The 23,541-nt window shown below is 39.3% G+C and carries 21 protein-coding genes; 18 read left to right on the top strand and 3 right to left on the bottom strand.

All coding sequences use genetic code 11. The features are described from left to right. The first annotated feature begins 74 nt into the window (after positions 1-74). The 5 genes from ahrC to ACIQVU_RS01775 all read left to right on the top strand — a co-directional run bounded on the left by ahrC (position 75) and on the right by ACIQVU_RS01775 (position 5,622). On the top strand, positions 75-524 hold the full coding sequence (ahrC, locus tag ACIQVU_RS01795) for a transcriptional regulator AhrC/ArgR (RefSeq protein WP_340806331.1): 450 nt from the start codon (positions 75-77) through the stop codon (positions 522-524). A gap of 34 nt (positions 525-558) precedes the next feature. Continuing rightward, positions 559-2,253: a DNA repair protein RecN gene (recN, locus tag ACIQVU_RS01790; protein ID WP_340806330.1), complete on the top strand. Its 1,695-nt coding sequence runs from the start codon at positions 559-561 to the stop codon at positions 2,251-2,253. Positions 2,254-2,505: 252 nt separating this feature from the next. After that, positions 2,506-3,453 carry a SpoIVB peptidase S55 domain-containing protein gene (locus ACIQVU_RS01785; protein WP_340806329.1) on the top strand — a complete coding sequence of 316 codons (948 nt, stop codon included), beginning with the start codon at positions 2,506-2,508 and terminating at the stop codon, positions 3,451-3,453. Positions 3,454-3,867: 414 nt separating this feature from the next. Then, positions 3,868-4,659, top strand: coding sequence for a sporulation transcription factor Spo0A (gene spo0A / locus ACIQVU_RS01780; protein WP_340806328.1), 792 nt, complete (start codon positions 3,868-3,870; stop codon positions 4,657-4,659). Between the two features lie 444 nt (positions 4,660-5,103). Then, positions 5,104-5,622 (top strand): coiled-coil domain-containing protein, encoded by a 519-nt coding sequence (locus tag ACIQVU_RS01775; RefSeq protein ID WP_402893473.1) that lies wholly within the window; start codon positions 5,104-5,106, stop codon positions 5,620-5,622. Between the two features lie 136 nt (positions 5,623-5,758). On the opposite strand, the gene ACIQVU_RS01770 is transcribed toward ACIQVU_RS01775, so the two are convergent. After that, positions 5,759-6,646 (bottom strand): glycine betaine ABC transporter substrate-binding protein, encoded by an 888-nt coding sequence (locus tag ACIQVU_RS01770; RefSeq protein WP_402893471.1) that lies wholly within the window; start codon positions 6,644-6,646, stop codon positions 5,759-5,761. 214 nt (positions 6,647-6,860) lie between these two features. Between ACIQVU_RS01770 and ACIQVU_RS01765 the strand changes: the two genes are divergently transcribed. The 3 genes from ACIQVU_RS01765 (at position 6,861) to ACIQVU_RS01755 (ending at position 9,639) form a co-directional block, all read left to right on the top strand. After that, positions 6,861-7,052 carry a hypothetical protein gene (locus tag ACIQVU_RS01765; RefSeq protein WP_340806325.1) on the top strand — a complete coding sequence of 64 codons (192 nt, stop codon included), beginning with the start codon at positions 6,861-6,863 and terminating at the stop codon, positions 7,050-7,052. 294 nt (positions 7,053-7,346) lie between these two features. Next, positions 7,347-8,918: a flagellar assembly protein A gene (locus ACIQVU_RS01760; protein WP_340806324.1), complete on the top strand. Its 1,572-nt coding sequence runs from the start codon at positions 7,347-7,349 to the stop codon at positions 8,916-8,918. Beyond that, positions 8,911-9,639: a glycerophosphodiester phosphodiesterase gene (locus ACIQVU_RS01755; protein WP_402893466.1), complete on the top strand. Its 729-nt coding sequence runs from the start codon at positions 8,911-8,913 to the stop codon at positions 9,637-9,639. Before ACIQVU_RS01760 ends, ACIQVU_RS01755 begins: the two co-directional genes overlap by 8 nt. 47 nt (positions 9,640-9,686) lie before the next feature. On the opposite strand, the gene ACIQVU_RS01750 is transcribed toward ACIQVU_RS01755, so the two are convergent. Continuing rightward, positions 9,687-9,923 (bottom strand): DUF2627 domain-containing protein, encoded by a 237-nt coding sequence (locus tag ACIQVU_RS01750; RefSeq protein WP_340806323.1) that lies wholly within the window; start codon positions 9,921-9,923, stop codon positions 9,687-9,689. A 504-nt stretch (positions 9,924-10,427) separates the two neighbouring features. Between ACIQVU_RS01750 and ACIQVU_RS01745 the strand changes: the two genes are divergently transcribed. From ACIQVU_RS01745 to ACIQVU_RS01700, 10 genes are all read left to right on the top strand, one after another. Beyond that, entirely contained in the window at positions 10,428-11,522 is a 1,095-nt protein-coding gene (locus ACIQVU_RS01745; RefSeq protein WP_340806322.1) for a Leu/Phe/Val dehydrogenase, read from the top strand. Between the two features lie 143 nt (positions 11,523-11,665). Further along, positions 11,666-13,093 (top strand): dihydrolipoyl dehydrogenase, encoded by a 1,428-nt coding sequence (gene lpdA / locus ACIQVU_RS01740; protein WP_340806321.1) that lies wholly within the window; start codon positions 11,666-11,668, stop codon positions 13,091-13,093. Positions 13,094-13,131: 38 nt separating this feature from the next. Next, positions 13,132-14,148 (top strand): thiamine pyrophosphate-dependent dehydrogenase E1 component subunit alpha, encoded by a 1,017-nt coding sequence (locus ACIQVU_RS01735; RefSeq protein WP_340806320.1) that lies wholly within the window; start codon positions 13,132-13,134, stop codon positions 14,146-14,148. Further along, on the top strand, positions 14,148-15,131 hold the full coding sequence (locus ACIQVU_RS01730; RefSeq protein ID WP_274793609.1) for an alpha-ketoacid dehydrogenase subunit beta: 984 nt from the start codon (positions 14,148-14,150) through the stop codon (positions 15,129-15,131). The genes ACIQVU_RS01735 and ACIQVU_RS01730 overlap by 1 nt, the downstream gene beginning before the upstream one ends. A gap of 115 nt (positions 15,132-15,246) precedes the next feature. Then, positions 15,247-16,584, top strand: a complete 1,338-nt coding sequence (locus ACIQVU_RS01725; RefSeq protein WP_340806319.1) for a dihydrolipoamide acetyltransferase family protein — start codon at positions 15,247-15,249, stop codon at positions 16,582-16,584. Positions 16,585-16,705: 121 nt separating this feature from the next. Further along, entirely contained in the window at positions 16,706-18,409 is a 1,704-nt protein-coding gene (locus ACIQVU_RS01720; protein WP_402893460.1) for a methylmalonyl-CoA mutase family protein, read from the top strand. Then, entirely contained in the window at positions 18,406-20,559 is a 2,154-nt protein-coding gene (gene scpA, locus ACIQVU_RS01715; RefSeq protein WP_340806317.1) for a methylmalonyl-CoA mutase, read from the top strand. The genes ACIQVU_RS01720 and scpA overlap by 4 nt, the downstream gene beginning before the upstream one ends. Further along, entirely contained in the window at positions 20,559-21,656 is a 1,098-nt protein-coding gene (meaB, locus tag ACIQVU_RS01710) for a methylmalonyl Co-A mutase-associated GTPase MeaB (protein WP_402893455.1), read from the top strand. The genes scpA and meaB overlap by 1 nt, the downstream gene beginning before the upstream one ends. Positions 21,657-21,790: 134 nt before the next feature. Continuing rightward, entirely contained in the window at positions 21,791-22,231 is a 441-nt protein-coding gene (locus tag ACIQVU_RS01705; RefSeq protein WP_004231203.1) for a BrxA/BrxB family bacilliredoxin, read from the top strand. A gap of 157 nt (positions 22,232-22,388) precedes the next feature. Then, entirely contained in the window at positions 22,389-23,387 is a 999-nt protein-coding gene (locus tag ACIQVU_RS01700) for an aromatic acid exporter family protein (RefSeq protein ID WP_340806313.1), read from the top strand. Between the two features lie 24 nt (positions 23,388-23,411). Here the strand turns inward: ACIQVU_RS01700 and prli42 are convergent, their stop codons facing one another. After that, on the bottom strand, positions 23,412-23,507 hold the full coding sequence (prli42, locus tag ACIQVU_RS01695) for a stressosome-associated protein Prli42 (protein WP_340806312.1): 96 nt from the start codon (positions 23,505-23,507) through the stop codon (positions 23,412-23,414). Between the last annotated feature and the right edge of the window lie 34 nt (positions 23,508-23,541).

The raw sequence follows: 23,541 nt of genomic DNA, 5'->3' as shown, positions 1-23,541 counted from the left end.
TTTTCTTGTGCTTTTTTGTTGAAAATGGTAGTGTGAATATACATATATTTAATTATTTATAAGAGGTGACGATCATGAATAAAAGTCAAAGACATATACGAATTCGGGACATTATTGCTAATCATGAGATTGAAACACAGGATGATTTAGTCGATTTTTTAAAAGAAGCAGGCTATAATGTGACACAGGCTACAGTATCAAGAGATATTAAAGAGCTACATTTAGTAAAGGTACCATTACAGGATGGACGTTATAAATATAGCTTGCCCGCTGACCAACGTTTCAATCCTGTTCAAAAATTACATCGTGCATTGGCAGATGCCTTTGTTAGTATTGACGGTGCATCGCATTTTTTAGTGATGAAAGCTCTTCCGGGGAATGCGAATGCGATTGCCTCATTGCTCGACCATTTAGATTGGCCAGAAATTTTAGGGACAATTTCAGGGGACGATACGATTTTAATTATTTGTCGAGATGAAAATGAACGTGAAAATACAAAAAAACGTTTATTAGATATGCTATAAAATAGCGGGGAATTTACTTCAGAGGTGACATTTTGTGTTAAGAGAGCTTAGTATTCGAAACTTTGCCATCATTGAGGATTTAACTGTTAGTTTTTCCGAAGGCTTAACTGTATTAACAGGGGAAACAGGCGCAGGGAAATCCATTATTATTGATGCTGTCCATTTACTTGCAGGTGGACGTGGCAATTCTGAATTTATTCGTCATGGCGCAAGAAAAGCAGAATTAGGTGGCTTATTTCAAATTTCAAGTACCGATCATCCTGTGCTGAAAAAATTAGAGGAAGCTGGCATTGAAATAGAAGAAGATACCATTATTTTACGTCGTGACCTTCATGATTCTGGCAAAAGTGTTTGCCGTGTGAATGGTAAACTTGTGCCATTGTCGGTACTAAGAGATATTGGAGCTAGCTTAATTGATATTCATGGTCAGCATGAAAATCAAGAGCTAATGGATGAGAAGCAACATATTCATTTACTTGACCATTTTGCAGAGGAGCAGCTTATGCCTATTCAGGCGTCCTATAGTACACAGTATGAGGAATACCGTTTACTCAAAAAGGAGCTAGCCTCTATTTCCATTGATGAGCAATTAATGGCACAACGCATTGATTTGTACCAATTCCAAATCAAAGAGCTAGAGGAAGCCAATTTAAAGCTTGGTGAAGAAGATGAGCTATTAGATGAACGCCGTCGTCTGATGAATTTTAATAAAATTTTTGAACGCTCTAGCGCAGCCTATGAAGCCATTCAAGGGGAGTCAAAGGGACTTGATTGGGTTGGGAATGCGATGGATGCATTAGAAGATGCTGCAACGGTGGATGAGCAATTTAAAGAAGCATCTGAAGCGGTAACAACTGCCTTTTATGCGTTACAGGATGCTGCTTATCAGGTGAAAAATGCTTTAGATGAATTGGAATTCGACCCAGCTCGTTTAAATGAGGTAGAGCAACGTTTAGCCTTACTGCAAAATTTAAAGCGCAAGTATGGTTCAACAGTGGAAGATATTTTAGCCTATTATGAAAAAATTAAAACTGAGTTAAGTGAGCTGCTGAATCGTGATGAAATTTTGCAGGTGAAAGAACGTAAGGTGATTGCGATGGAAGCTACATTAAATGAGCTAGCTGGACAGCTTTCAACAGTGCGTAAAGCTGCTGCTCAACAGTTAAGTGAGGCAATTATGGCAGAGCTACGTGAATTACATATGGAAAAAGCAAAATTTATTGTGAATTTCGATGAATTACCATATTTCGATGCCAATGGTAAAGATCAAATTGTTTTCTATATCTCTACAAATGTTGGGGAACCACCAAAGTCCTTACCAAAAATTGCATCGGGAGGAGAATTATCACGCATGATGCTTGCATTAAAAACAATTTTTTCATCCTCTAATGGTATTACATCCATTATTTTTGATGAGGTGGATACAGGTGTAAGTGGTCGTGTAGCACAGGCAATTGCTGAAAAAATTGCAGCGATTTCCATTAATTCGCAAGTTTTATGTATTTCGCATTTACCGCAGGTTGCGGCGATGGCAGATCATCATTACTTTATTAAAAAAGAAGTCGAGCATGATCGCACATTTACATCTTTAGCAGAAATCGATCAACATGCACGAATTGAAGAAGTAAGCCGTATGATGTCTGGTGCAGAAATTACAAATTTAACATTGCAGCATGCAACAGAGCTTTTAAAAATGGCAGAGGAACGCAAACAGCAAATGCGCGAATAGTGATCTCTAAATGTATTATTTCCCATAGTAAATTAGGTTTCCGCAGCTATAGCTTCCATCCATCGGAGAAATCCATACTTGCACACGTTTACAACGAAAAATAGCCAGTGTTCCTATTGATAACATGCCTGATTGATCCCAAAAGCAGTGAAAGCTGTTTTTGGGTTTTTTCATTTTGCACAAATATTTACCGCTTATAAGAATGCCACAACAACACATAGTAAAAAGACAAAAATGAAAAGGAGGTGTCGTATGAATCGTCGTTGGCGTCAATTAGTCATTTTGCCTATGCTCATCTTTTTATTTATGATGCCCATTCAAGCTTTTGCTGCAAAAAAGCTTATTCCAATGGGTGAAGCAATTGGCATTCAGCTTCAGTTGTCACATGTATTTGTTGCACATGATATACTATTGGCTTCCAATCAGTGGATGAAAGGGGGCGCTGTTATTGAAAAAATTAATGATACACCTGTAAAAACATTGGCTGATGCCAAACAGGCTGTTGCCAAAAAGGGACAGCAGCAATGGACGATTAACAGTGAGGGTAAACAAATTACACTTGAATTACAAAACCAAGAAGCAGAGCATGTCATTTCCTTTTTAAAAGATGAAACAGATGGAGTAGGAACACTGACATATATTGATCCAGAGACAAAAAATTATGGTGCACTTGGTCATCAAATTATCGATTCAACCCTACAAGAAGCTCCCGTTTTTAGAGCTGGCTCCATTTTTTTAGCTTCGATTCAACAAATTCGCAAAAGCACACCAGGTCAACCGGGTTATAAAATATCCTCCATTGAAAAACATCAAGAGCGACTAGGTACTATCGATAAAAATACGATATATGGTATTTTTGGTCGCTGGGAAGATAGCTATCAACAAAGATTACCCAAAGCCATTGAAATTATGCATGAAAAAGATATAAAACTGGGAAAAGCAGAAATTTATACAGCCATTGAGGGCAGTAAAGTAGAAACCTTTTCCATTGAAATTACAAAAGCTGAAAATGAACGTCTTGAATTTGTCGTATCTGACGACAAGCTGATTGAAAAAACAGGTGGTATTTTACAGGGGATGAGTGGCAGCCCTATTATTCAAGATGGTCGTTTTGTCGGTGCTGTGACACATATGTTTGTGGAGGAGCCGAAAAAAGGAGCCGCATTAACAGTAGCAGAAATGTTACGTAAGTCCTCATAAAAAGAATAAATGGCAAAAATCCGCCTTATGGTCTGTGGATAAGATAGCAAGAAGTCAGCTAAAGCATGGTGGCTTTTGTTGTTCTATCTTGCTTTTTCCGCAGAAATCAACGCGGATTTTTGCCCTTATCCTTTCTTTTACCAAATATATTCCGGGATGACAGGATATTTAAAAAACTATAGTTTTATTTTATTTTTTTATCTAAAATAGGGAATAGAGATGTTCGGTGACTTGCCGTTCTTTAGCGTAACTTGTCGATATAAAAAGAAAGTATCAGACTACATACTCATTTTTGGAAATAGAAAAGGTTTTTAAAGTGAAAATGTCGAAATTTTCAAAGTGTGCCAAAAAAGGCATTAGGGGTTAGGTTATCGCTTTGAGCTGTTCAAAGCAAGTCCAGAAGGAGGAATTGAAATGACAAAAATAAAAGTAGCGATCGCGGATGATAACCGTGAGTTATTAAAAACAATGGAGCAGTATTTTCAAGGACATTCTGAAATAGAAATTATTGCCACTGCTCCAAACGGAAAAGTTTGTCTTCAAATGCTTGAGGAATTTACACCAGATATTTTACTTCTTGATATAATAATGCCGCATCTTGATGGATTAGCTGTATTAGAGTCCATGTATCAAAATGAAAAAATGGCATCCATTCAAGTCATTATGCTAACCGCCTTTGGGCAGGAGGATGTGATGAAGCAAGCAGTCGAATTAGGAGCCTCCTATTTTATGCTCAAGCCATTTGAATTCGATCAATTGGTGCAAAAGATTTTACACTGCGCAGGACAAAAGGCAGCAATTCCGAAAAAAGCAAGTGTCTTACAGCCAGCAGCGCCTCAAAAATTAAACCAACATCAATTAGATAGCACCATCACAGCAATTATTAAGGAAATCGGTGTACCTGCACATATTAAAGGGTACTCTTATTTGCGTGAAGCTATTCAAATGGTCTTTGAGGATATTGATCTACTAGGCTCTGTGACAAAAATTTTATATCCAGAGATCGCCAAAAAGTTCAACACAACACCATCACGCGTGGAGCGTGCCATTCGTCATGCCATCGAGGTTGCATGGAATCGTGGAAACTACGAATCTATTTCGTCCATGTTTGGCTACACGGTCCACCATCTCAAATCGAAGCCAACCAATTCCGAGTTTATCGCCATGATTGCCGATAAAATTCGCATTGATATGATGGCGAGCTAGGTGTTGAGGAACGTTGATATGTAGGGGATTATGAGTATCATGGGAATTAAAGAGAGGAAATTTATTTGGCAATAAACTTCCTTTAAGGGCTATAAATAACTAATTGTATATGTACGAATTTCAGGCACACTCTAGTTTATTGGTTTACATACAAACTGATGAAATAGGAGTGTGTTTTTTTGCGTAGAAAAATGGACAATAAGATTACTGAATTTGATTTACAGTTAGAAAATATCATGCTGCATGTCGATCATAAGCATTTCCTAAGCAACCTTAAAAAGTAATCTCGGATACAGCTATAAAATTATTCTTTCTTGTCATAGAGTATGTCTGAGCTATTTATTGTCTAGTTTAAGAATGGCAGAGAATGATACATATATAGTTAGCTACAGCTTTCTATGATATAATTTACTAACATATTTTATCGTGGTGGGGGAATATAAGATGGAACATAATGAATTTCATACCTTAGTTAAAATGTTCGGCGAGATACAAGAAGGAATGCAGGAATTAAAGAGTTCAGTAGATAAACTTGAAACGAAAGTAGATCAGCTTGAAACAAAGGTAGATAAGCTTGAGTCGAAGGTAGATGACCAGGGCGCAAAATTAGATAAGCTTGAGGCAAAGGTAGATGACCAGGGCGCAAAATTAGATAAGCTTGAGTCGAAGGTAGATGACCAGGGTGCAAAATTAGATAAGCTTGAGTCGAAGGTAGATGACCAGGGCGCAAAATTAGATAAGCTTGAGTCGAAGGTAGATGATCAGGGCACAAAATTAGATAAGCTTGAGTCGAAGGTAGATGATCAAGGCGCAAAATTAGATAAGCTTGAGGCAAAGGTAGATGTCATTATGCAGCAAACAGCAGAAAACACAGAAATGCAACAACAGCTTACGGAAACGACTAAATTAGCCAAAAAAGCATTGTTTGAAGTTGAATTACTAAAAAACTATTTAAATAATTAATGAGAGAAATAGTTTTTAGCTTAAATGGCTACATTATTAAATATATCTCAGGGTAGTCTTGAAGTTTCATGTAATCGTTCTAACAATAAAAACCATGCATTTTGAACATCACTCAAAATGCATGGTTTTTGTCTATTTATTTTGCTTCAAGGTCCTCAATAGAATCAATATCTACATATGTTGGTACGGCTAAGCCAGAGCGTGCGCCTTCCATATTTGGACCTAGGTCGATCACATTGTCTTTGTGCTGCTCATAGAAGGTTTTGTGTGTCATCGGTAGCCATGGGGCAACAGTTACATCAGCAGAATCCATAGCGACAGCTTGGAACATGACGGCTGGATCGACTTCTGTTAGCTCGACATTATAGCCTTGTTCTGTTAAGACATATTTGATGACATTGGATGAGGCTTGCTCGGATTCCCAAGGTACAGAAACGACTCGAATGGTTTCGCCATCGACTTTCTCTGTGCCTGCTAGCCATTCATTCACCTTTTCCTCATTATTTGTGACCCAATTTTCTGCGGCTTCTTCAAACGAGGACTTTTCCGCCTCTGCCATAACAGCTTGCATATCTTCTACTTCCCAATGAAAGGCATCTAAAATTTTATAGGCATTCGGCATATCCTCGTCAAAGCCAAGTCTTGCAAGGGTATGAATGCTTTCCGTCCCGCCATAAATATTTTTAGGATCCTCTAAAAATTTTAAATCAAATTCTTCAAACATCCAGTGAGGTGTCCAGCCTGTTACGACAATAGGCTCCTCGTTTTGAATTGCCTCATCTAAAAGAATCAACATCCCAGCTGTCGAGCTTTCCTCAATATCCCAGTCTGCTAAATTTTCGTACCCATCCAATACTCTATGTGTAGCATCAGATATTCCTGCACCAGGTTCAATCCCAGTTATCGTATAATTAACAGCTTCCCCCACACTAGCATTAACATCTTTTTCTTCTTGCTTGCCACATCCTGTTAGAAATAAGGAAAGTGATAAGGCTGATAAAATACTAATCTTTTTTAAATTCATCATATCCTCCTAAAATAAGTTTTATCATAAAAGCTCTTTAATAAAGCTTTACAATCAACTGTAAATAAAGCGTAACACAGAATAAAAAAAGTAACAACTTATAAAATAAAACAAGTTGTTACTTTATGTGCATAAAGCAATGAAAACAAATGGTATGCAATTATCATATAATAGAGAAGAATAAAGGAAGCGAAATGATAAATAGGTGATAATAATGAAAACAGTCAATTTTCAATTAGATGGTATGAATTCATTAGAAATAACACATTTGGACAATGATTTATTTGAAGTGCGTTTAGCAATAGATGGTCAAATTGCTCTGTATTATATGACACGAGTGCAAGTGAGGCGACTTGGTGCTACATATTGTGCAGAAAGCACTTTCCTAATATTATTGGATGAATAGTAAGAAGGGACTAACTTATAAAATTGCATAGCATAAGTGAAACTTTATTCCGTATGGATTGGTTATTACTTATTCAAATTAGCCTAACGAGCTAATATTAGATTAAAAGGATTTTTTTATTAAAAATAATTGCCTGGGTAGTGAAATATATCTAAATAAATTAGAAAAAATAAGATATTGCTAGAACTTTTAATAATTAAGTAGTTCTATTTTCTTTTTTGATAGTGACAATGGTCGCTAAACAAATGTAAGTAGATTGTATATACTTACATATAGAGGGAAGGAGGAGGTAGCTTGATTCTAGTTCGAAATGAAAACTTCGAAATTTCTGAAGAAAATGGCAAGGTATTTATGCTTACGTTTAGTGCTGGTTTCCCATTGAAAGAATTTGATAGTATTTTACGTAGCTATCCACGACTGAAATTATCTAATTTTGCAATATTAAAAAATGTACTGACAACAGTAAGCACAAATCCTGTTGAAATCGGACGCTGGCTTCCAAATATTGAAGCTGAGATTGCACGTGATAAAATGTCAGCCTCTATTTTTATATATGAAACGCATGAATATATTCAGCAGCATCAAGAGAAATTGACACAGCAAATTCTAGAAACACTCGAAGAAAAAGGGATTGTTTACGGGGTTTTAGATTTTGATATTTTGAAAGCTGAACCAGGCAAGGCATTTTTAATTGCTCAAGGGACACCACCTATAGCAGGAACAGATGCGCAAATTACATACTTACCTAAACCCGAGAGAAAACCAGTAATACGTGAGGATGGAAAAGCCGATTATTATGATATGAATTTTATCTCAGAAATTTCAGAAGGTTCGTGGCTAGGTGAAAAGATTCCTGCAACATTGGGTATACCCGGAAAAAATGTGCTCGGTGAAGTAGTAGCTGCTGCTCCGGGAAGGGATTTTCCTATCCGTTATGATACAAAATCAGCCTATGAAGTGGAAGAGGACGGAAAAATCGTCATTCGTTCTAAAATTGCAGGCGCTTTAGATGATGTTAAGGGATTGATTGGTGTAAATAGACACCTTCCTATCCATGGTGATGTTGGCGTGGAAACAGGAAATCTAGAGTTTAATGGTTCCCTGAGTATTAAAGGAACCGTTACAAATGGTTATACTGTAATTGCCACTGGCGATATTTCAATTGATGGAGCTGAAGGTGTAAGCGGTGCCAAATTAATTAAATCCATTGAAGGTGATGTTTATATTCGTGGGGGCATCTTTGGGCTTGGCACAACAGTTGTAGAGGCGGGCGGCAATATTTTTGTTAAACATGTCAATGAGGCAAATTTACTTGCGGCTGATAGTATTCATATTGGCTTTTATGCGTTAGGATCACAGCTTTCTGCAAATTCTATTTTTGTTGACGAACGCAAAGGAAAAATTATAGGTGGACGTACGATAGCAAAAAATACGATTGTTACAGCGGTATCAGGTAATCGATTAGAGCGTCGAACAGATTTGATTATTGAAAGCGTCAATAAGCAGGAAAGTCAGTTAATGATGCAGGAAAAGGCGATACAGCTTAAGCAGGTACAAGCAGAAATTTTAGCACATGAGGAAAAAATAAAAAGCTTATTACCATTTTTGAATCAGCTATCTAAAGAGCAGACGGCAAGCTTTGAAGTAACAAAGCAGGCTTTAAACGCATTAAAGGCTGAGGCAGCAACATTAGATCGTGAAATTAAATTATTGATGGAAGAAATGCGTCGTGTGGGAAAAGAGGAGATTATTGTGACGAAAGAAGCCTATCCAGGTACGTATATTCAAATTGGCAGAAAATCGTCCTTATTAAATAAAATGACCAATGGTAAATTCCTATTAGAATTTGGTGAGCTCAATGTCTAATCCATCAACCATTCCTGTGTTTGCGCATCGCGGAGCCTCTGCTTATGCGCTGGAAAATACGTTGCAAGCTTTTGATAAGGCGATGGAGCTAGGAGCTGATGGGATTGAATTAGATATTCAATTTTCAAAAGAAGGATTGCCCGTTGTATACCATGATCCACAGTTATCGAGGCTGGTCGGTAGCAATAAGCTAGTGAGCGATTGTACGCTTGAGGAGTTGCTAGGCTTTAAATTAGGCAAGCCATGGAAACGGTTTTTTTCATCTTATAAAATGCCGTCTTTTGATGCCGTTTTAGCATGGGCAATGCTGCATCAGATACCTTTGAATATTGAGCTAAAGTCCACGATTCTTGACCAAAAAAATGCGCTTATTCATATGTTGGATGGCTTAAAAGTGCCAGCAGGCAGCCATTTTTCATCATTTCACTATGAATTGCTGGAAATTGTCAAAAAACAGCGTCCTGAATATGAAACAGCATTGATTGCCACGAAAAAAATAAAATGGGATTTATTGTCGGATTATCGAGCCGCAGATACTGTGCATATGCATAAAAGGTACTATAAGCCTCGATATTTAGAGGCTTGCGTAGGTAGTAACAAAGCCTGTCGATTTTATGCGATTGATGGTACAGAATCATTTTTAACGAATCCACATCCTGCTGTAATTGGTTGGATTACAGATTATCCTGATAAAGTTTTAGCAGCGCAGCAACGTCTATAAAAATAGCTATCCAAATAAGTCATCGAAGACTTACTGGATAGCTATTTTTATTTTTTTTGGAAGCGAGGCGCTACTTTTCCCTTTTTTCTATCACGATGAAGTAAAAATCCTGCGAAAAAGCCAAAGCCTATAACAAAGAGAATAACTCCTACTACAAATTGCAGCCATAAAAATGGGAAAGGTGAGATAAGCTTACCAAACAATGTATCACGCATAAATTTAATGCCACCTGCAGCCATAAGACCTGGAATCAGCATGACAATAAATGCAGCTAAACGGGCCATAGATACTCCTCCTTATTTCTACCTTAATTGTACTTGTGGGTGATGGAATGTCAAGGAAGGTTGAAGCACACTTATAAATATAGCTGAAATTTTCAAACTAAAGTTAGTAGAGAGGTTGATTGAAGTGTAGCAAAAATCGACATGATTTACTGTCCTCAAAAAGAATGGATGAGAGTGCACAATCCATGTTGAAATATCATTATTTTAAAATCATTTTATATTGAGTGAATATTTAGAAAATTATTACTTAAACAAGAATATGTAATAATAGTTGCGAAATTGTGAATTTGTCAGTATTGTAAAAATAAGTGGAGCAATATTATCCATTACTAAACAATTTTTTCTTCCACTATTGGGGTCTAAATACCTGCTAAAAAAGGGGAGATCAGCCTGCTGATTTTAGAGGCTGTGAGCATAATGACAAGAAGAAGTAAATTGTACAATTAAACTTGATTAGGATGGGCATTTTGGGGATGTACCTTCCAAAGCAAAGGGGCGAGTTTCATGGAAATCTTCAAGTATATGGAAAAGTATGATTATGAACAATTGGTATTTTGCCAAGATGAAGCATCAGGGTTAAAGGCGGTTATCGCTATCCATGATACAACACTTGGACCAGCACTTGGTGGAGCACGTATGTGGACATATGCATCAGAGGAAAATGCTATTGAAGATGCATTACGTTTAGCACGAGGAATGACTTACAAAAATGCTGCAGCTGGTTTAAACCTTGGCGGCGGAAAAACGGTTATTATTGGTGATCCATTTAAAGATAAAAATGAAGAGATGTTTCGAGCATTAGGCCGCTTTATTCAGGGATTAAATGGCCGCTATATTACGGCAGAGGATGTAGGGACAACAGTAACGGATATGGATTTAATTCATGAGGAAACAAACTATGTAACAGGTATTTCTCCTGCATTTGGTTCATCAGGTAACCCATCTCCAGTAACAGCTTATGGCGTTTATCGTGGTATGAAAGCGGCTGCAAAAGAAGCGTTTGGCTCGGATTCATTAGAAGGGTTAAAAGTTTCTGTGCAAGGTTTAGGCAATGTAGCCTACAAACTTTGCGAGTATTTACATAATGAAGGGGCAAAACTTGTCGTTACGGATATTAATCAGGCTGCAATTGATCGAGTTGTTACTGACTTTGGCGCAATTGCTGTGGCGCCTGATGAAATCTATGCGCAAGAAGTTGATATTTTTTCCCCTTGTGCATTAGGAGCAATTTTAAATGATGAAACAATTCCGCAACTAAAGGCAAAGGTAATTGCTGGCTCCGCAAATAACCAGCTAAAAGATTCACGTCATGGAGATGTACTGCATGAGTTAGGGATTGTCTATGCGCCAGACTATGTTATTAACGCTGGTGGGGTGATTAATGTTGCGGATGAATTATATGGCTATAATCGTGAGCGTGCAATGAAACGCGTTGATGGAATTTATGATAGCATTGAAAAAATCTTTGCAATTTCAAAGCGCGATGGTATTCCAACATATGTGGCAGCGAATCGTTTAGCAGAGGAGCGTATTGCTCGTGTAGCCAAATCTCGTAGCCAATTTTTAAAAAATGAAAAAAATATTTTACACGGTCGCTAAAGCGAATTTTTAATATGTATAATGAAATTTTTATGAAGAGCTTTTGATAGAAGCTCTTCATTTTTAACAGCACCGCACAGTGAAGCTAAAGCATAGATAAATAGATTGATACTTTAGCACTTTTCTCAAAAGGGGGAATCCATATGGCTCAAAATTATGATGTTGTCATTTTAGGTGGAGGTACAGGCGGTTATGTGGCAGCGATTCGTGCTGCACAGCTAGGCTTGAAAACAGCGATTGTGGAACGTGAGCGTCTAGGTGGTACGTGCTTGCATAAAGGCTGTATTCCAAGTAAAGCCCTACTTCGAAGTGCAGAAGTATATCGAATGGCAAATAAAACAGCTAGTGAATATGGTGTTACGATTGAAGGTGTGACATTGCAATTTGACAAAGTACAGGCTCGTAAGCAGGCCATTGTTGAGCAACTAAGTCAAGGTGTAAATGCACTAATGAAAAAAGGCAAAATAGATGTTTACCATGGCACAGGCCGAATTTTAGGACCATCTATTTTTTCACCGATGCCAGGAACAATTTCTGTTGAAATGGCAAATGGTACAGAAAATGAAATGCTTGTGCCCACAAATGTTGTTATTGCAACAGGCTCGAAGCCAAGAGGAATGGCAGGCTTAACAGTTGATGGTCAATATGTATTGAACTCAGATCATGCCTTGGAGCTAGAGCAGTTACCAACATCATTATTAATTGTTGGTGGTGGCGTGATCGGCATTGAATGGGCATCGATGTTATGTGATTTTGGGGTGGATGTCACAGTTGTAGAATATGGACCAACTATTTTGCCAGCAGAGGATGCGGATATTGTCAAAGAAGTAACAAAGCAATTGGAAAAACGAGGTGTTCGTATTGTAACAAATGCGCGACTCGATACAACTACGTTCAAAATTGAAAATGATAACGTTTTCATTTCTGCGAAGGTGAATGAGCAGGAAGAAGTTTTTAAAGCAGAAAAACTATTATTATGTGTAGGGCGTGAAGCAAATACACAAGGGATTGGCTTGGAAAATACAGAAATTCATGTGGAAAATGGCTTTATTCAAGTGAATGATTGTTATCAAACGAAAGAAGCACATATGTATGCCATAGGGGATGTGATTGGTGGCTTGCAATTAGCACATGTTGCTTCTCATGAAGGGCTGGCAGCTATTGAGCATATTGCTACGGGGAAAACAGTAGCATTAGATGCTTTAAAAGTGCCAAAATGTGTTTATTCTTATCCGGAGGTTGCTAGTATAGGCTTAACAGAAAGTGCTGCCAAAGAGCAAGGCTTGTCATTGAAGGTTGGTAAGTTCCCATTTAAGGCAATTGGTAAAGCATTAGTAAATGGTGAAACAGAGGGCTTTGTGAAAATTATTGCTGATCAAGAAACAGACGATATTTTAGGTGTTCATATGGTAGGACCACATGTAACAGATTTAATTGGCGAGGCATCATTGGCAAAAGTGCTAGATGCAACACCATGGGAAGTGAGTCAGGCCATTCATCCACACCCATCATTAAATGAAGTTTTGGCAGAATCAGCCTTAGCCGTGGATGATCGTGCTATCCATTTTTAGTCGATTGTAGAGGTCTATAGAATGAAAGGGGTGCTCATATGCAAGATGTTCAAATTAAACATGAAGATTTAGGGTTATCAAATGAGGATGTACTGGCAATGTTTGAAACAATGTTAATGGCAAGAAGATTAGATGAGCGTATGTGGTTATTAAACCGTTCTGGTAAAATTCCATTTGTCATCTCTTGTCAGGGGCAAGAGGCAGCACAGGTTGGAGCAGCCTTTGCGCTTGATAAAAATAAGGACTATATCGCACCTTATTATCGTGATATGGGCGTTGTTTTACATTTTGGTATGACACCAAGAGAGTTGATGCTATCAGCCTTTGCCAAAGCGGAAGACCCAAACTCTGGTGGACGTCAAATGCCGGGGCACTTTGGTCAAAAGAAAAATCGTATTTTAACAGGTTCCTCTCCTGTAACAACGCAAGTTCCCCATGCAGTTGGTGTAGCATTAGCAGGGAAAATCCAACAGCAGGATTTTATTACATTTGTGACACTTGGCGAAGGCTCATCTAACCAAGGTGACTTCCACGAGGGCGCAAACTTTGCAGGTGTCCATAAGCTACCAGTAATTATTATGGTAGAAAACAATCAATATGCGATTTCAGTACCAGTGGAACGCCAGTTAGGCTGTGCGAAAGTATCTGATCGTGGTATTGGCTATGGCATGCCGGGCGTAACGGTTGATGGTAAAAATCCACTTGAAGTTTATAAGGTTGTCAAAGAGGCAGCGGACCGTGCAAGACGTGGAGAAGGTCCAAGCTTGATTGAAACAGTGACATACCGTTTAACTGCCCATTCCTCAGATGATGATGACCGCCAATATCGTACAGCTGAAGATATTGCAGAAGGTAAGGCAAAGGACCCGATTTTATTATTTGAAAAATATTTAATGGATGCAGGTGTACTATCAGAAGAAGTACGTGCTGAAATTGAAGAGCGTGTGATGGCAGAAGTGAACGAAGCAACAGATTATGCGGAGGCTGCTCCATATGCACAGCCAGAGCATGCACTGAAATATGTCTATGCACCAGTGGACGGAGGTGACGCGTAATGGCAGTAATGTCTTATATTGATGCGATTACATTAGCGATGAAAGAAGAGATGGAACGCGATGAGCGCGTTTTTATTTTAGGAGAGGACGTTGGTCGTAAGGGTGGCGTATTTAAAGCTACTACAGGTCTATACGATCAATTTGGCGAATATCGCGTGCTTGATACACCGCTGGCAGAAAGTGCGATAGCAGGGGTAGGTATTGGTGCTGCGATGTATGGTATGCGTCCAATTGCTGAAATGCAATTCGCTGATTTTATTATGCCTGCAGTGAATCAAATTGTTTCCGAGGCAGCTAAAATCCGTTATCGTTCTAATAATGACTGGTCTTGCCCAATGGTCATTCGTGCGCCATTCGGTGGAGGTATTCATGGAGCACTCTATCATTCGCAATCCGTTGAAGCACTTTTCGCAGGGACACCGGGTTTGAAAATTGTTATCCCTTCAACACCATATGATGCAAAAGGCTTATTAAAAGCAGCTATTCGTGATGAGGACCCTGTTCTATTCTTTGAACATAAACGTGCCTATCGCTTAATTAAAGGTGAAGTGCCACTAGATGACTATACATTGCCAATTGGTAAAGCAGATGTGAAGCGTGAAGGGGATGATGTCACGGTTATTACGTATGGTTTAGCTGTGCATTTTGCCCTCCAAGCGGCAGAGCGTCTTGCAGCAGATGGTATTTCCGCTCATATCCTTGATTTGCGTACAGTCTACCCGCTCGATAAAGAAGCCATTATTGAGGCAGCAAGCAAAACAGGAAAAGTCTTGCTTGTCACAGAGGATAATAAAGAAGGCAGTATTATGAGTGAAGTTGCAGCGATTATTGCAGAACATTGTTTATTTGAGCTTGATGCGCCAATTCAACGCCTAGCAGGGCCTGATGTGCCAGCGATGCCATATGCGCCAACAATGGAAAAATATTTTATGATCAATCCTGAAAAAGTTGAACGTGCAATGCGAGAACTAGCAGCATTTTAACATAATCAAATAGCAAGCAGATATTGGCTTACGTGCAAGAAAGCCAATATCTGCTGAAGTGCCTATTGCATCAGATGCGATGACGCTTAGGTTTAATTGATGGGAGGAATAAAGGATGGCAGTTCAAAATATTACAATGCCACAGCTTGGTGAAAGTGTCACAGAAGGTACAATTGAAAAATGGCTTGTCAAACCTGGCGATACAGTCAAAAAATATGATCCGCTTGCAGAGGTTGTGACAGATAAAGTAAATGCAGAAATTCCATCGTCATTTGAAGGGGTGATTACGGAGCTTATTGCACAGGAAGGACAAACATTACCGGTAGGTGCTGTTGTCTGCTCCATTGAAATCGCAGGAAATAATGATTTACCATCGCCACCTCCAGAAAAAAAATCTGCCGTTAGCTCAGCTATTTTAAATGCAGGCATCCAACGAAAACAGGAGGTGCAGCCATCTGCGTCAACACCACCTGCTGGAGCAAAAGAAGCACGTAAGAATAAAGTGCGCTATTCACCAGCCGTTTTACGACTTGCACAGGAGCATGATATTGCATTAGAGCATGTTACAGGAACGGGTGAAGGTGGACGTATTACAAGAAAAGACTTATTAAAGCTAATTGACAGTGGTAATGTGCCTACTACTAAAGAGGTTGCATCAGCACCGGTAGCCCCGTCGCCAGCCGCTGAGCCAGTATCATCACCTGAAGCAAAGGAGCAACAACCAGCTGCACCAGCACAGCCTGTACAAGCAGGTGATATTGAAATTCCTGTGACGAAGGTACGTCGCGCAATTGCCAATAATATGGTAAGAAGTGTACATGAAGTGCCACATGCTTGGATGATGATGGAAGTGGATGTAACGGATTTAGTTGCTTATCGTGATAGCTTGAAACATGAATTTAAACAAAAAGAGGGCTTTAATCTTACTTATTTCGCATTCTTTGTCAAAGCGGTAGCACAGGCCTTAAAAGAGTTCCCAATGATGAATGCTACATGGGCTGAAGATAAAATTATTCAAAAGCATGATATTAATATCTCGATTGCTGTAGCAACAGATGATGCTCTCTTTGTGCCTGTTATCAAGCATGCGGATGAAAAGTCTATTAAAGGCATTGCAAAAGAAATTCATGAGCTTGCCGTTAAGGTTCGAGCAGGAAAATTAACAATGGATGATATTAAAGGTGGTACATTCACTGTCAATAACACAGGAGCGTTCGGCTCTGTGCAATCAATGGGCATTATTAATTATCCACAAGCAGCGATCCTTCAAGTGGAAAGCATTGTCAAAAAGCCTGTTGTTTTACCTGGCGGTGTATTTGCTGCACGCGATATTGTGAATTTATGTTTATCTTTAGATCATCGTGTGCTGGATGGACTTGTATGTGGTAAATTCCTAAATAGAGTAAAAGAAATACTCGAAAATACAAGTAAATCTTCAACGTCAGTCTACTGATGACTTGTCGGAAGCCCGTTATATAAGGGCTTCCGAATTTTTTTATACTTTTCGAGCGACAATTTGTCATGTAGAATAACAATTAGAAAACACTAAGGGGGGAAGCTGATTAAGCGTCCGCATGTCAAATAACATGAAAAATATTGAATTTGAGAAGCCAGCTTATACTGACTGGCAAGATGCAGCAATCAAAGCTTTAAAGGGGAAACCATTTGAATCTCTTTTCACAACAACAAGTGAAGGTATCACATTACAGCCACTTTACACGCAAGAAAGTTTAATAACAAAGCTTGGCGATGAGCTTGATCGACAAGTTGCGACTATTCGTTCCCTACAAAGTAGTCCAGTATTTCAAGTAGCGCAGCAAGTTCATGCTGATACAAGTGAAGCCTTTTTTACACAGCTAGATGATAGCTTAGCGCGAGGCAATGAAGTGATCACCATTGATAGCCGTGTACATTTTGAGTGGACAGAAGAGGTATTAGCAAAGCTGGCACCATATTTCTCTGAATATTCGTTTAAAATCACTGTTGAAAATGCACAGGACCCATTGTTAGCTGTGTTTCATCACATCGCTGCCGATCAACAACAAGCAGTGCGAGGTTTTATTGTTTCACAAGATACTATTTCTTTACCTGCATTTCCGAACGTGCGCTCAGTCAATGCAGATACAACGATTTATCATTATCAAGGTGCAAATGCTGTACAAGAGCTAGCTTATGCATTGGCATTAGCTGCAAAGCTGGCAGGGCAAGAGGAAAGCTTTGAAGCATTTTCAAAGCAATTTTTTGTAACCTTTGCGATTGATACGCAATTTTTTACAGAGATTGCAAAGCTTCGTGCATTTAAGGTGCTGTGGAAGGCATTTTTAGCGGCATATGGCGTCACAGAAAATTTAAAAGTACCTACTGTTGCTGAAACATCGTTAAGAAGCTTTTCTAAATTAGATGTTTACGTGAATTTATTACGCTCTTCAAATGAAGCGCTTTCAGGATTAATTGGCGGTGCAGATGTCTTTACGGTGCATCCACATGATGTATTAACAAAGCCTACAGAGCAGTCTATTCGTATTGCTCGTAATGTATCATTAATTTTAAAAGAAGAAACAAATGTACTAAAGGTGATAGACCCAGCAGGTGGCTCTTACTTTATTGAGTCGCTAACAGCAGATTTTGTGAAAGAGGCATGGGCTTTATTTTTAGCTATTGAGGCAGCAGGCGGTATTGATGAATATACAGCTTCTGGTAAGCTTGCAGAGGAAATCGAAACATCCTATCAATCTCGCATTAAAGCAGTACAAACACGTAAGCAATCATTAATTGGTACGAATATTTATGCAAACCCAGCGGACGTGCTTGAAGAGGCAACAAACCCATTGTTTGCACATATTAAACGTGTTGCAGCTCCATTTGAACAGCTTCGTGCAGAAATGTCAGCGGCTGATGTGAAAACAGGCATTGTAGCATTAGGTACATTGAAAAGCTCTAAGCCACGCGCAGATTTTGTCACTGGTTTCTTAAATACAGTTGGTCTTGTTCCGGAAAAAAGTGAACCAGTCGGAACTGTGGAAGAGGCAGTTGCTTGGCTAAAGGCAACGGAGGCTAAGTATGTGGTCATTGCGGGTAATGATGATGATACAAAGGCATTTGTGACAGCTATTTTAGCCGAAAAACCAGCGCATATTATTGTGGATGTGGCAGGTAAATTTAAAGATGAAGAGCAAGCTTGGTTAGCAAATGGCTTAAACGGCTTTATTTTTGCAGGACAGAACATTATTGAAAAATTACAGTCCGTGTTCACAAGCATGAAGGAGGTCCAACGATGAGCAAGCCAAATTTTAGTGCAGTCGAAATCGACAAAGTGTTAACAACCAAAGCACCTCAAGCGTCAGACGATAAGTTTCTAACGAATGAAGGCATTGAAATTAAAGATATTTATACAAAAGATGATATTCAAGATGTCAAGCATTTAAACGATGTGGCAGGTATTGCACCTAATACGCGTGGTCCATACCCTACCATGTATGTAGCTCGTCCTTGGACAGTTCGTCAATATGCAGGTTTCTCCACAGCAGAAGAATCCAATGCCTTTTATAAACGCAATCTAGCAATGGGGCAAAAAGGGCTTTCTGTGGCATTTGATTTAGCTACTCACCGTGGCTATGACTCAGACCACCCACGTGTAACAGGGGATGTAGGGAAAGCAGGGGTTGCTATTGACTCTGTGGAGGATATGAAAATTCTGTTTGATCAAATTCCATTGGATCAAATGTCTGTTTCCATGACAATGAATGGAGCTGTTTTGCCAGTGCTTGCTTTTTATATTGTGGCAGCAGAGGAGCAAGGGGTAACACCAGAAAAATTAGCAGGCACGATTCAAAATGATATTTTAAAAGAATATATGGTGCGTAATACATATATTTACCCACCTGCAATGTCCATGAAAATTATTGCGGATATTTTCGAATATACAGCAAAATATATGCCAAAATTTAACTCGATTTCGATTTCTGGTTACCATATTCAAGAAGCTGGTGCAACAAATGATATCGAGCTTGCCTACACATTAGCGGATGGCTTGGAGTATGTACGCACAGGGCTAAAAGCGGGTATCGATATTGATGCATTTGCACCACGTCTGTCATTCTTCTGGGCAATTGGTATGAACTATTATATGGAAGTTGCTAAAATGCGTGCAGCACGTCGTATTTGGGCACAAATGATGTCAACATTTAATCCGAAAAATCCAAAAACATTAGCATTACGTACGCATTCACAAACATCTGGCTGGTCTTTAACAGAGCAAGATCCATTTAACAATGTGGCACGTACATTAATTGAAGCGAATGCATCTGCAATGGGGCATACACAATCACTTCATACAAATGCGCTGGATGAAGCGATTGCTTTACCAACAGATTTCTCTGCACGTATTGCACGAAATACCCAGCTATTTTTACAGGAAGAAACAGCAATGACAAAAGTCATTGATCCATGGGGCGGTTCATACTACGTGGAGAAATTAACAGAAGAAATTACAAAATCCGCTTGGGCGTTGATTGAAGAGATTGAGTCACTTGGAGGAATGGCGAAAGCAATTGAAACAGGATTACCAAAAATGAAGGTTGAGGAAGCGGCAGCCAAGCGTCAGGCAAAAATTGACTCGAAAACAGAAACGATTGTTGGCGTCAATAAATATCGCCTAGAGAAAGAAGAGCCAATTGATATTTTAGATATTGATAATACCATTGTTCGACAAAAGCAAATTGAGCGCTTAGAGGCAATGAAGGCTGCGCGTGATGAGGCAGAGGTGCAAAAGCATTTAGCTCGTTTAACAAAAGCAGCACAAGATGGCACAGAAAATTTACTTGCTGTAGCAGTGGATGCAGCGCGTGCTCGTGCATCTTTAGGTGAAATTTCAGATGCGATTGAGGCGGTATCTGGTCGTCATAAGGCTGTCATCCGTTCCATCTCTGGTGTTTACTCTGCCAACTTCTCGGATGAGGAGCAAATTGCTGAAGTGAAACAAATGACGGAGGAATTCCTAGAAAATGAAGGGCGTCGTCCACGTATTTTAGTCGCTAAAATGGGTCAAGATGGACATGATCGCGGTGCTAAGGTTGTGGCAACAGGCTATGCAGATTTAGGCTTTGATGTCGATATTTCACCATTATTTATGACGCCTGCTGAGGCAGCGCAAATGGCTGTAGAAAACGATGTACATGTTATTGGTGTGTCCTCCCTAGCTGCGGGTCATAAAACATTAGTGCCTGAATTAGTGAAGGAGCTAGAAAAATTAGGGCGCGAGGATATTATTATTATTGTTGGCGGTGTTATACCTGCACAAGATTATGACTTCCTTTATAAGGCAGGTGCAGTAGCTATTTTTGGACCAGGTACAGTGATTCCAGTATCGGCACAAAAGATTATTGAAGAAATTTACAGACGTTTAGGCTATGAGGAAGTGTCTGAATAATGGACAAAAATAAAGAGGTAGAGGACAGCGCACTATTTGTCATGGACGGCATTGAGGCAACACATGATGGGATGCACTATGGTACACCGAAAAAATTCCGTAAGAAAAAGGTAGAGCAACTCAATATTCCAGAGCTGGCACAAAAGGTGCGAGCAGGCTCTCGCACACATTTGTCAAAGGCGATTACCTTAATTGAAAGCTCCAATGCCACACACAAGGTGCAAGCACAGGAGCTTTTGCAGGAGCTACTGCCATACACAGGAAATAGCATTCGCATTGGCATTACAGGTGTGCCTGGCGCAGGAAAAAGCTCATTTATTGAAGCTTTTGGCACAATGCTTTGTGAGATGGGGAAGCGAGTAGCTGTGCTGGCGATCGATCCAAGCTCATCATTATCAGGCGGCAGTATTTTAGGGGATAAAACCCGCATGGAGGAGTTAGTGAAAAAGCCAACTGCATTTGTGCGACCCTCTCCATCCGCAGGTACTCTAGGAGGGGTTCATAAAAAAACACGTGAAACAATGCTTGTTTGTGAAGCAGCGGGCTATGATGTGCTTTTAATTGAAACCGTTGGGGTTGGTCAAAGTGAAACATATGTCCGTGGCATGGTTGATTTCTTCCTACTGCTTGTGTTAACAGGTGCTGGTGATGAGCTACAAGGTATGAAAAAGGGCATTATGGAATTAGCTGATGCTATCGTTGTGCATAAAGCAGATGGTGATAATGTACGATTGGCGAAAAAAACGGTGTCGGAATATAAGCAAATTTTGCATTTCCTACAGCCTGCTACACCTGGCTGGATGTCCACTGCGATGCCTGTGAGCTCATTACAAAAGCAAGGGCTTGATAAGGTTTGGCATACAATTGAGGAATTTAAGCAAACTGTGGAAAGCAATAATTATTGGGCGACTCGACGCCAAAACCAAACAAAAGAATGGTTCCAATCAATGATTACAGATCATTTAATTGATATGTTTTATGGCAATCCACAGCGTAAGGCGCAAGTGCAGCTGTTAGAACGCCAAATTTTAAATGGACAGTTAACTGTTACACAAGGTGTTGATCGTTTATTTAACGATGAACAACTAAAAAAGTAACCATCGATAGCGATGATATGAGCAAGTAGGTGCACAAATTTGTCGCAAACTGCTATGATAAGAGATGTATAAGCGTCATATCTCTACTATAAAATATGCGAAACTGGCGCGAACTTGAAAGGAGCTATCGTTAGATGAATATGGATTACGATTTATTTATGCAGGAAATTTTAAAAACGGCACGTGCTGAGATTGAGGCAGCTGGTTATGAACAGCTAACAACGCCAGAAGCTGTTGAAGAGGCGTTTGCACGTCCCGGAACAACATTGGTCATGGTGAACTCTGTCTGTGGTTGTGCAGGTGGTATCGCGCGTCCAGCAGCAGCACAATGCGTACATTATGATAAACGCCCAGACCATCTTGTCACAGTGTTTGCAGGACAAGATAAAGAAGCTACTGCGGCTGCACGTTACCATTTTGGTGAAGATCATTTACCTTCCTCGCCATCCTTTGTCCTTTTAAAAGATGGACAAGTAGTAGCAGAGGTTGGTCGCTATGAAATTGAAGGACATGACCCAATGTCTGTTGTCACAAATCTACAAGCAAACTTTGAAGAATATTGTGATGAACTGTAAGATAATGCTTGCATAAAAAATTGCATAAGTAACAGCCTCATAGATAGATGCTATCTATAGAGGCTTGCTACTTATCATCATGTAATAGATAGCTTGCCAATTTTCATGATACACATGTAGAATTTTCGTAATATTGGCTAAATAATAAGAAGAGAGCATGAAAGGACAGGAGGCAGTCGGCTTGAAAAAGTTTTCAATCGGCTATCGTACATTAAAAACAGCAATTGGAGCGGCAATTGCGATCGCCATTGCCCAGTATTTTGATTTAGCCTCATACGCGTCTGCTGGTATTTTAACCATATTATGTATACAGCCAACGAAAAAGAGGTCTATCCATGCAGCCTATACACGCTTGGCAGCCAGTATGATTGGGATGGTTTTCGCATTTGGTAGCTTTGAGCTTTTTTCTTATCATCCATTAACATTAGCAGGTATGCTGCTTGTGTTTATTCCAACAATTGTATCATTAAAGATTACGGATGGATTTATTTCTAGTGCCGTTATTATGATGCATATTTATGCAGCAGGTAGTTTTTCATTACCACTTGTTTATAATGAACTAGCATTAATGGCTATTGGCTATGGAACAGGATTAGCCGTTAATATGTATATGCCAGATATTCAAAAGGAATTAAATTACTATCGAGTTAAAATTGAGGAGCTATATAGCAAGATTTTTTTTGAAGTTGCAAACTATTTACGTCAAGGAGATACACTGTGGGATGGACGAGAAATTATTGAAGCGGTTAGCACATTAGAAAATGCTAAATCATTGGCATTTAAAGATGTTGAAAACCATTTTATGCGGCGTAAAAATGATTACTATATTTATTTTGATATGCGTGAGCAGCAGTTAGAAATTATTGAACGAGTGCTGCCAAAAGTGACCACATTACCTGTTATAGTACAAGAGGCAGAACTTGTGGCAGATTTTTTACAAGACCTTGGCGAACATGTGCATTCAGGAAATACAGCAGGGCATTACCGAGAGAAGTTGGAGCGGGTGAAGCAGGATTTTTCTCAGCTACCGCTGCCACAAAATCATCAGCAATTTATTGCGCAGGCAGCTCTCTATCAGCTTATTGAGGAAATGGACAGGTATTTAGAAATAAAGCAGTCATTTAAAGGCTTAAAGGTCAAAAAAGAGCGCCCATAACTAGATGGACGCCTCTGCTTTGTCTTAAAGAAACATAGACAAGCCAAATGCCAAAGATGAAATTAGCATAATTACTACCATTGTATAGACAACGATTTTTTGAAATTTTTTATTACTCATATGCTCGTTCGCTCCTTCTTTTCTTATAAATAGT

The sequence above is a fragment of the Lysinibacillus sp. NPDC098008 genome (assembly GCF_044760715.1).
GTDB lineage: Bacteria > Bacillota > Bacilli > Bacillales_A > Planococcaceae > Lysinibacillus.
The sequence above is the reverse complement of the archived record's forward strand: the minus strand, read 5'-3'. Positions and strand labels throughout refer to the sequence as shown.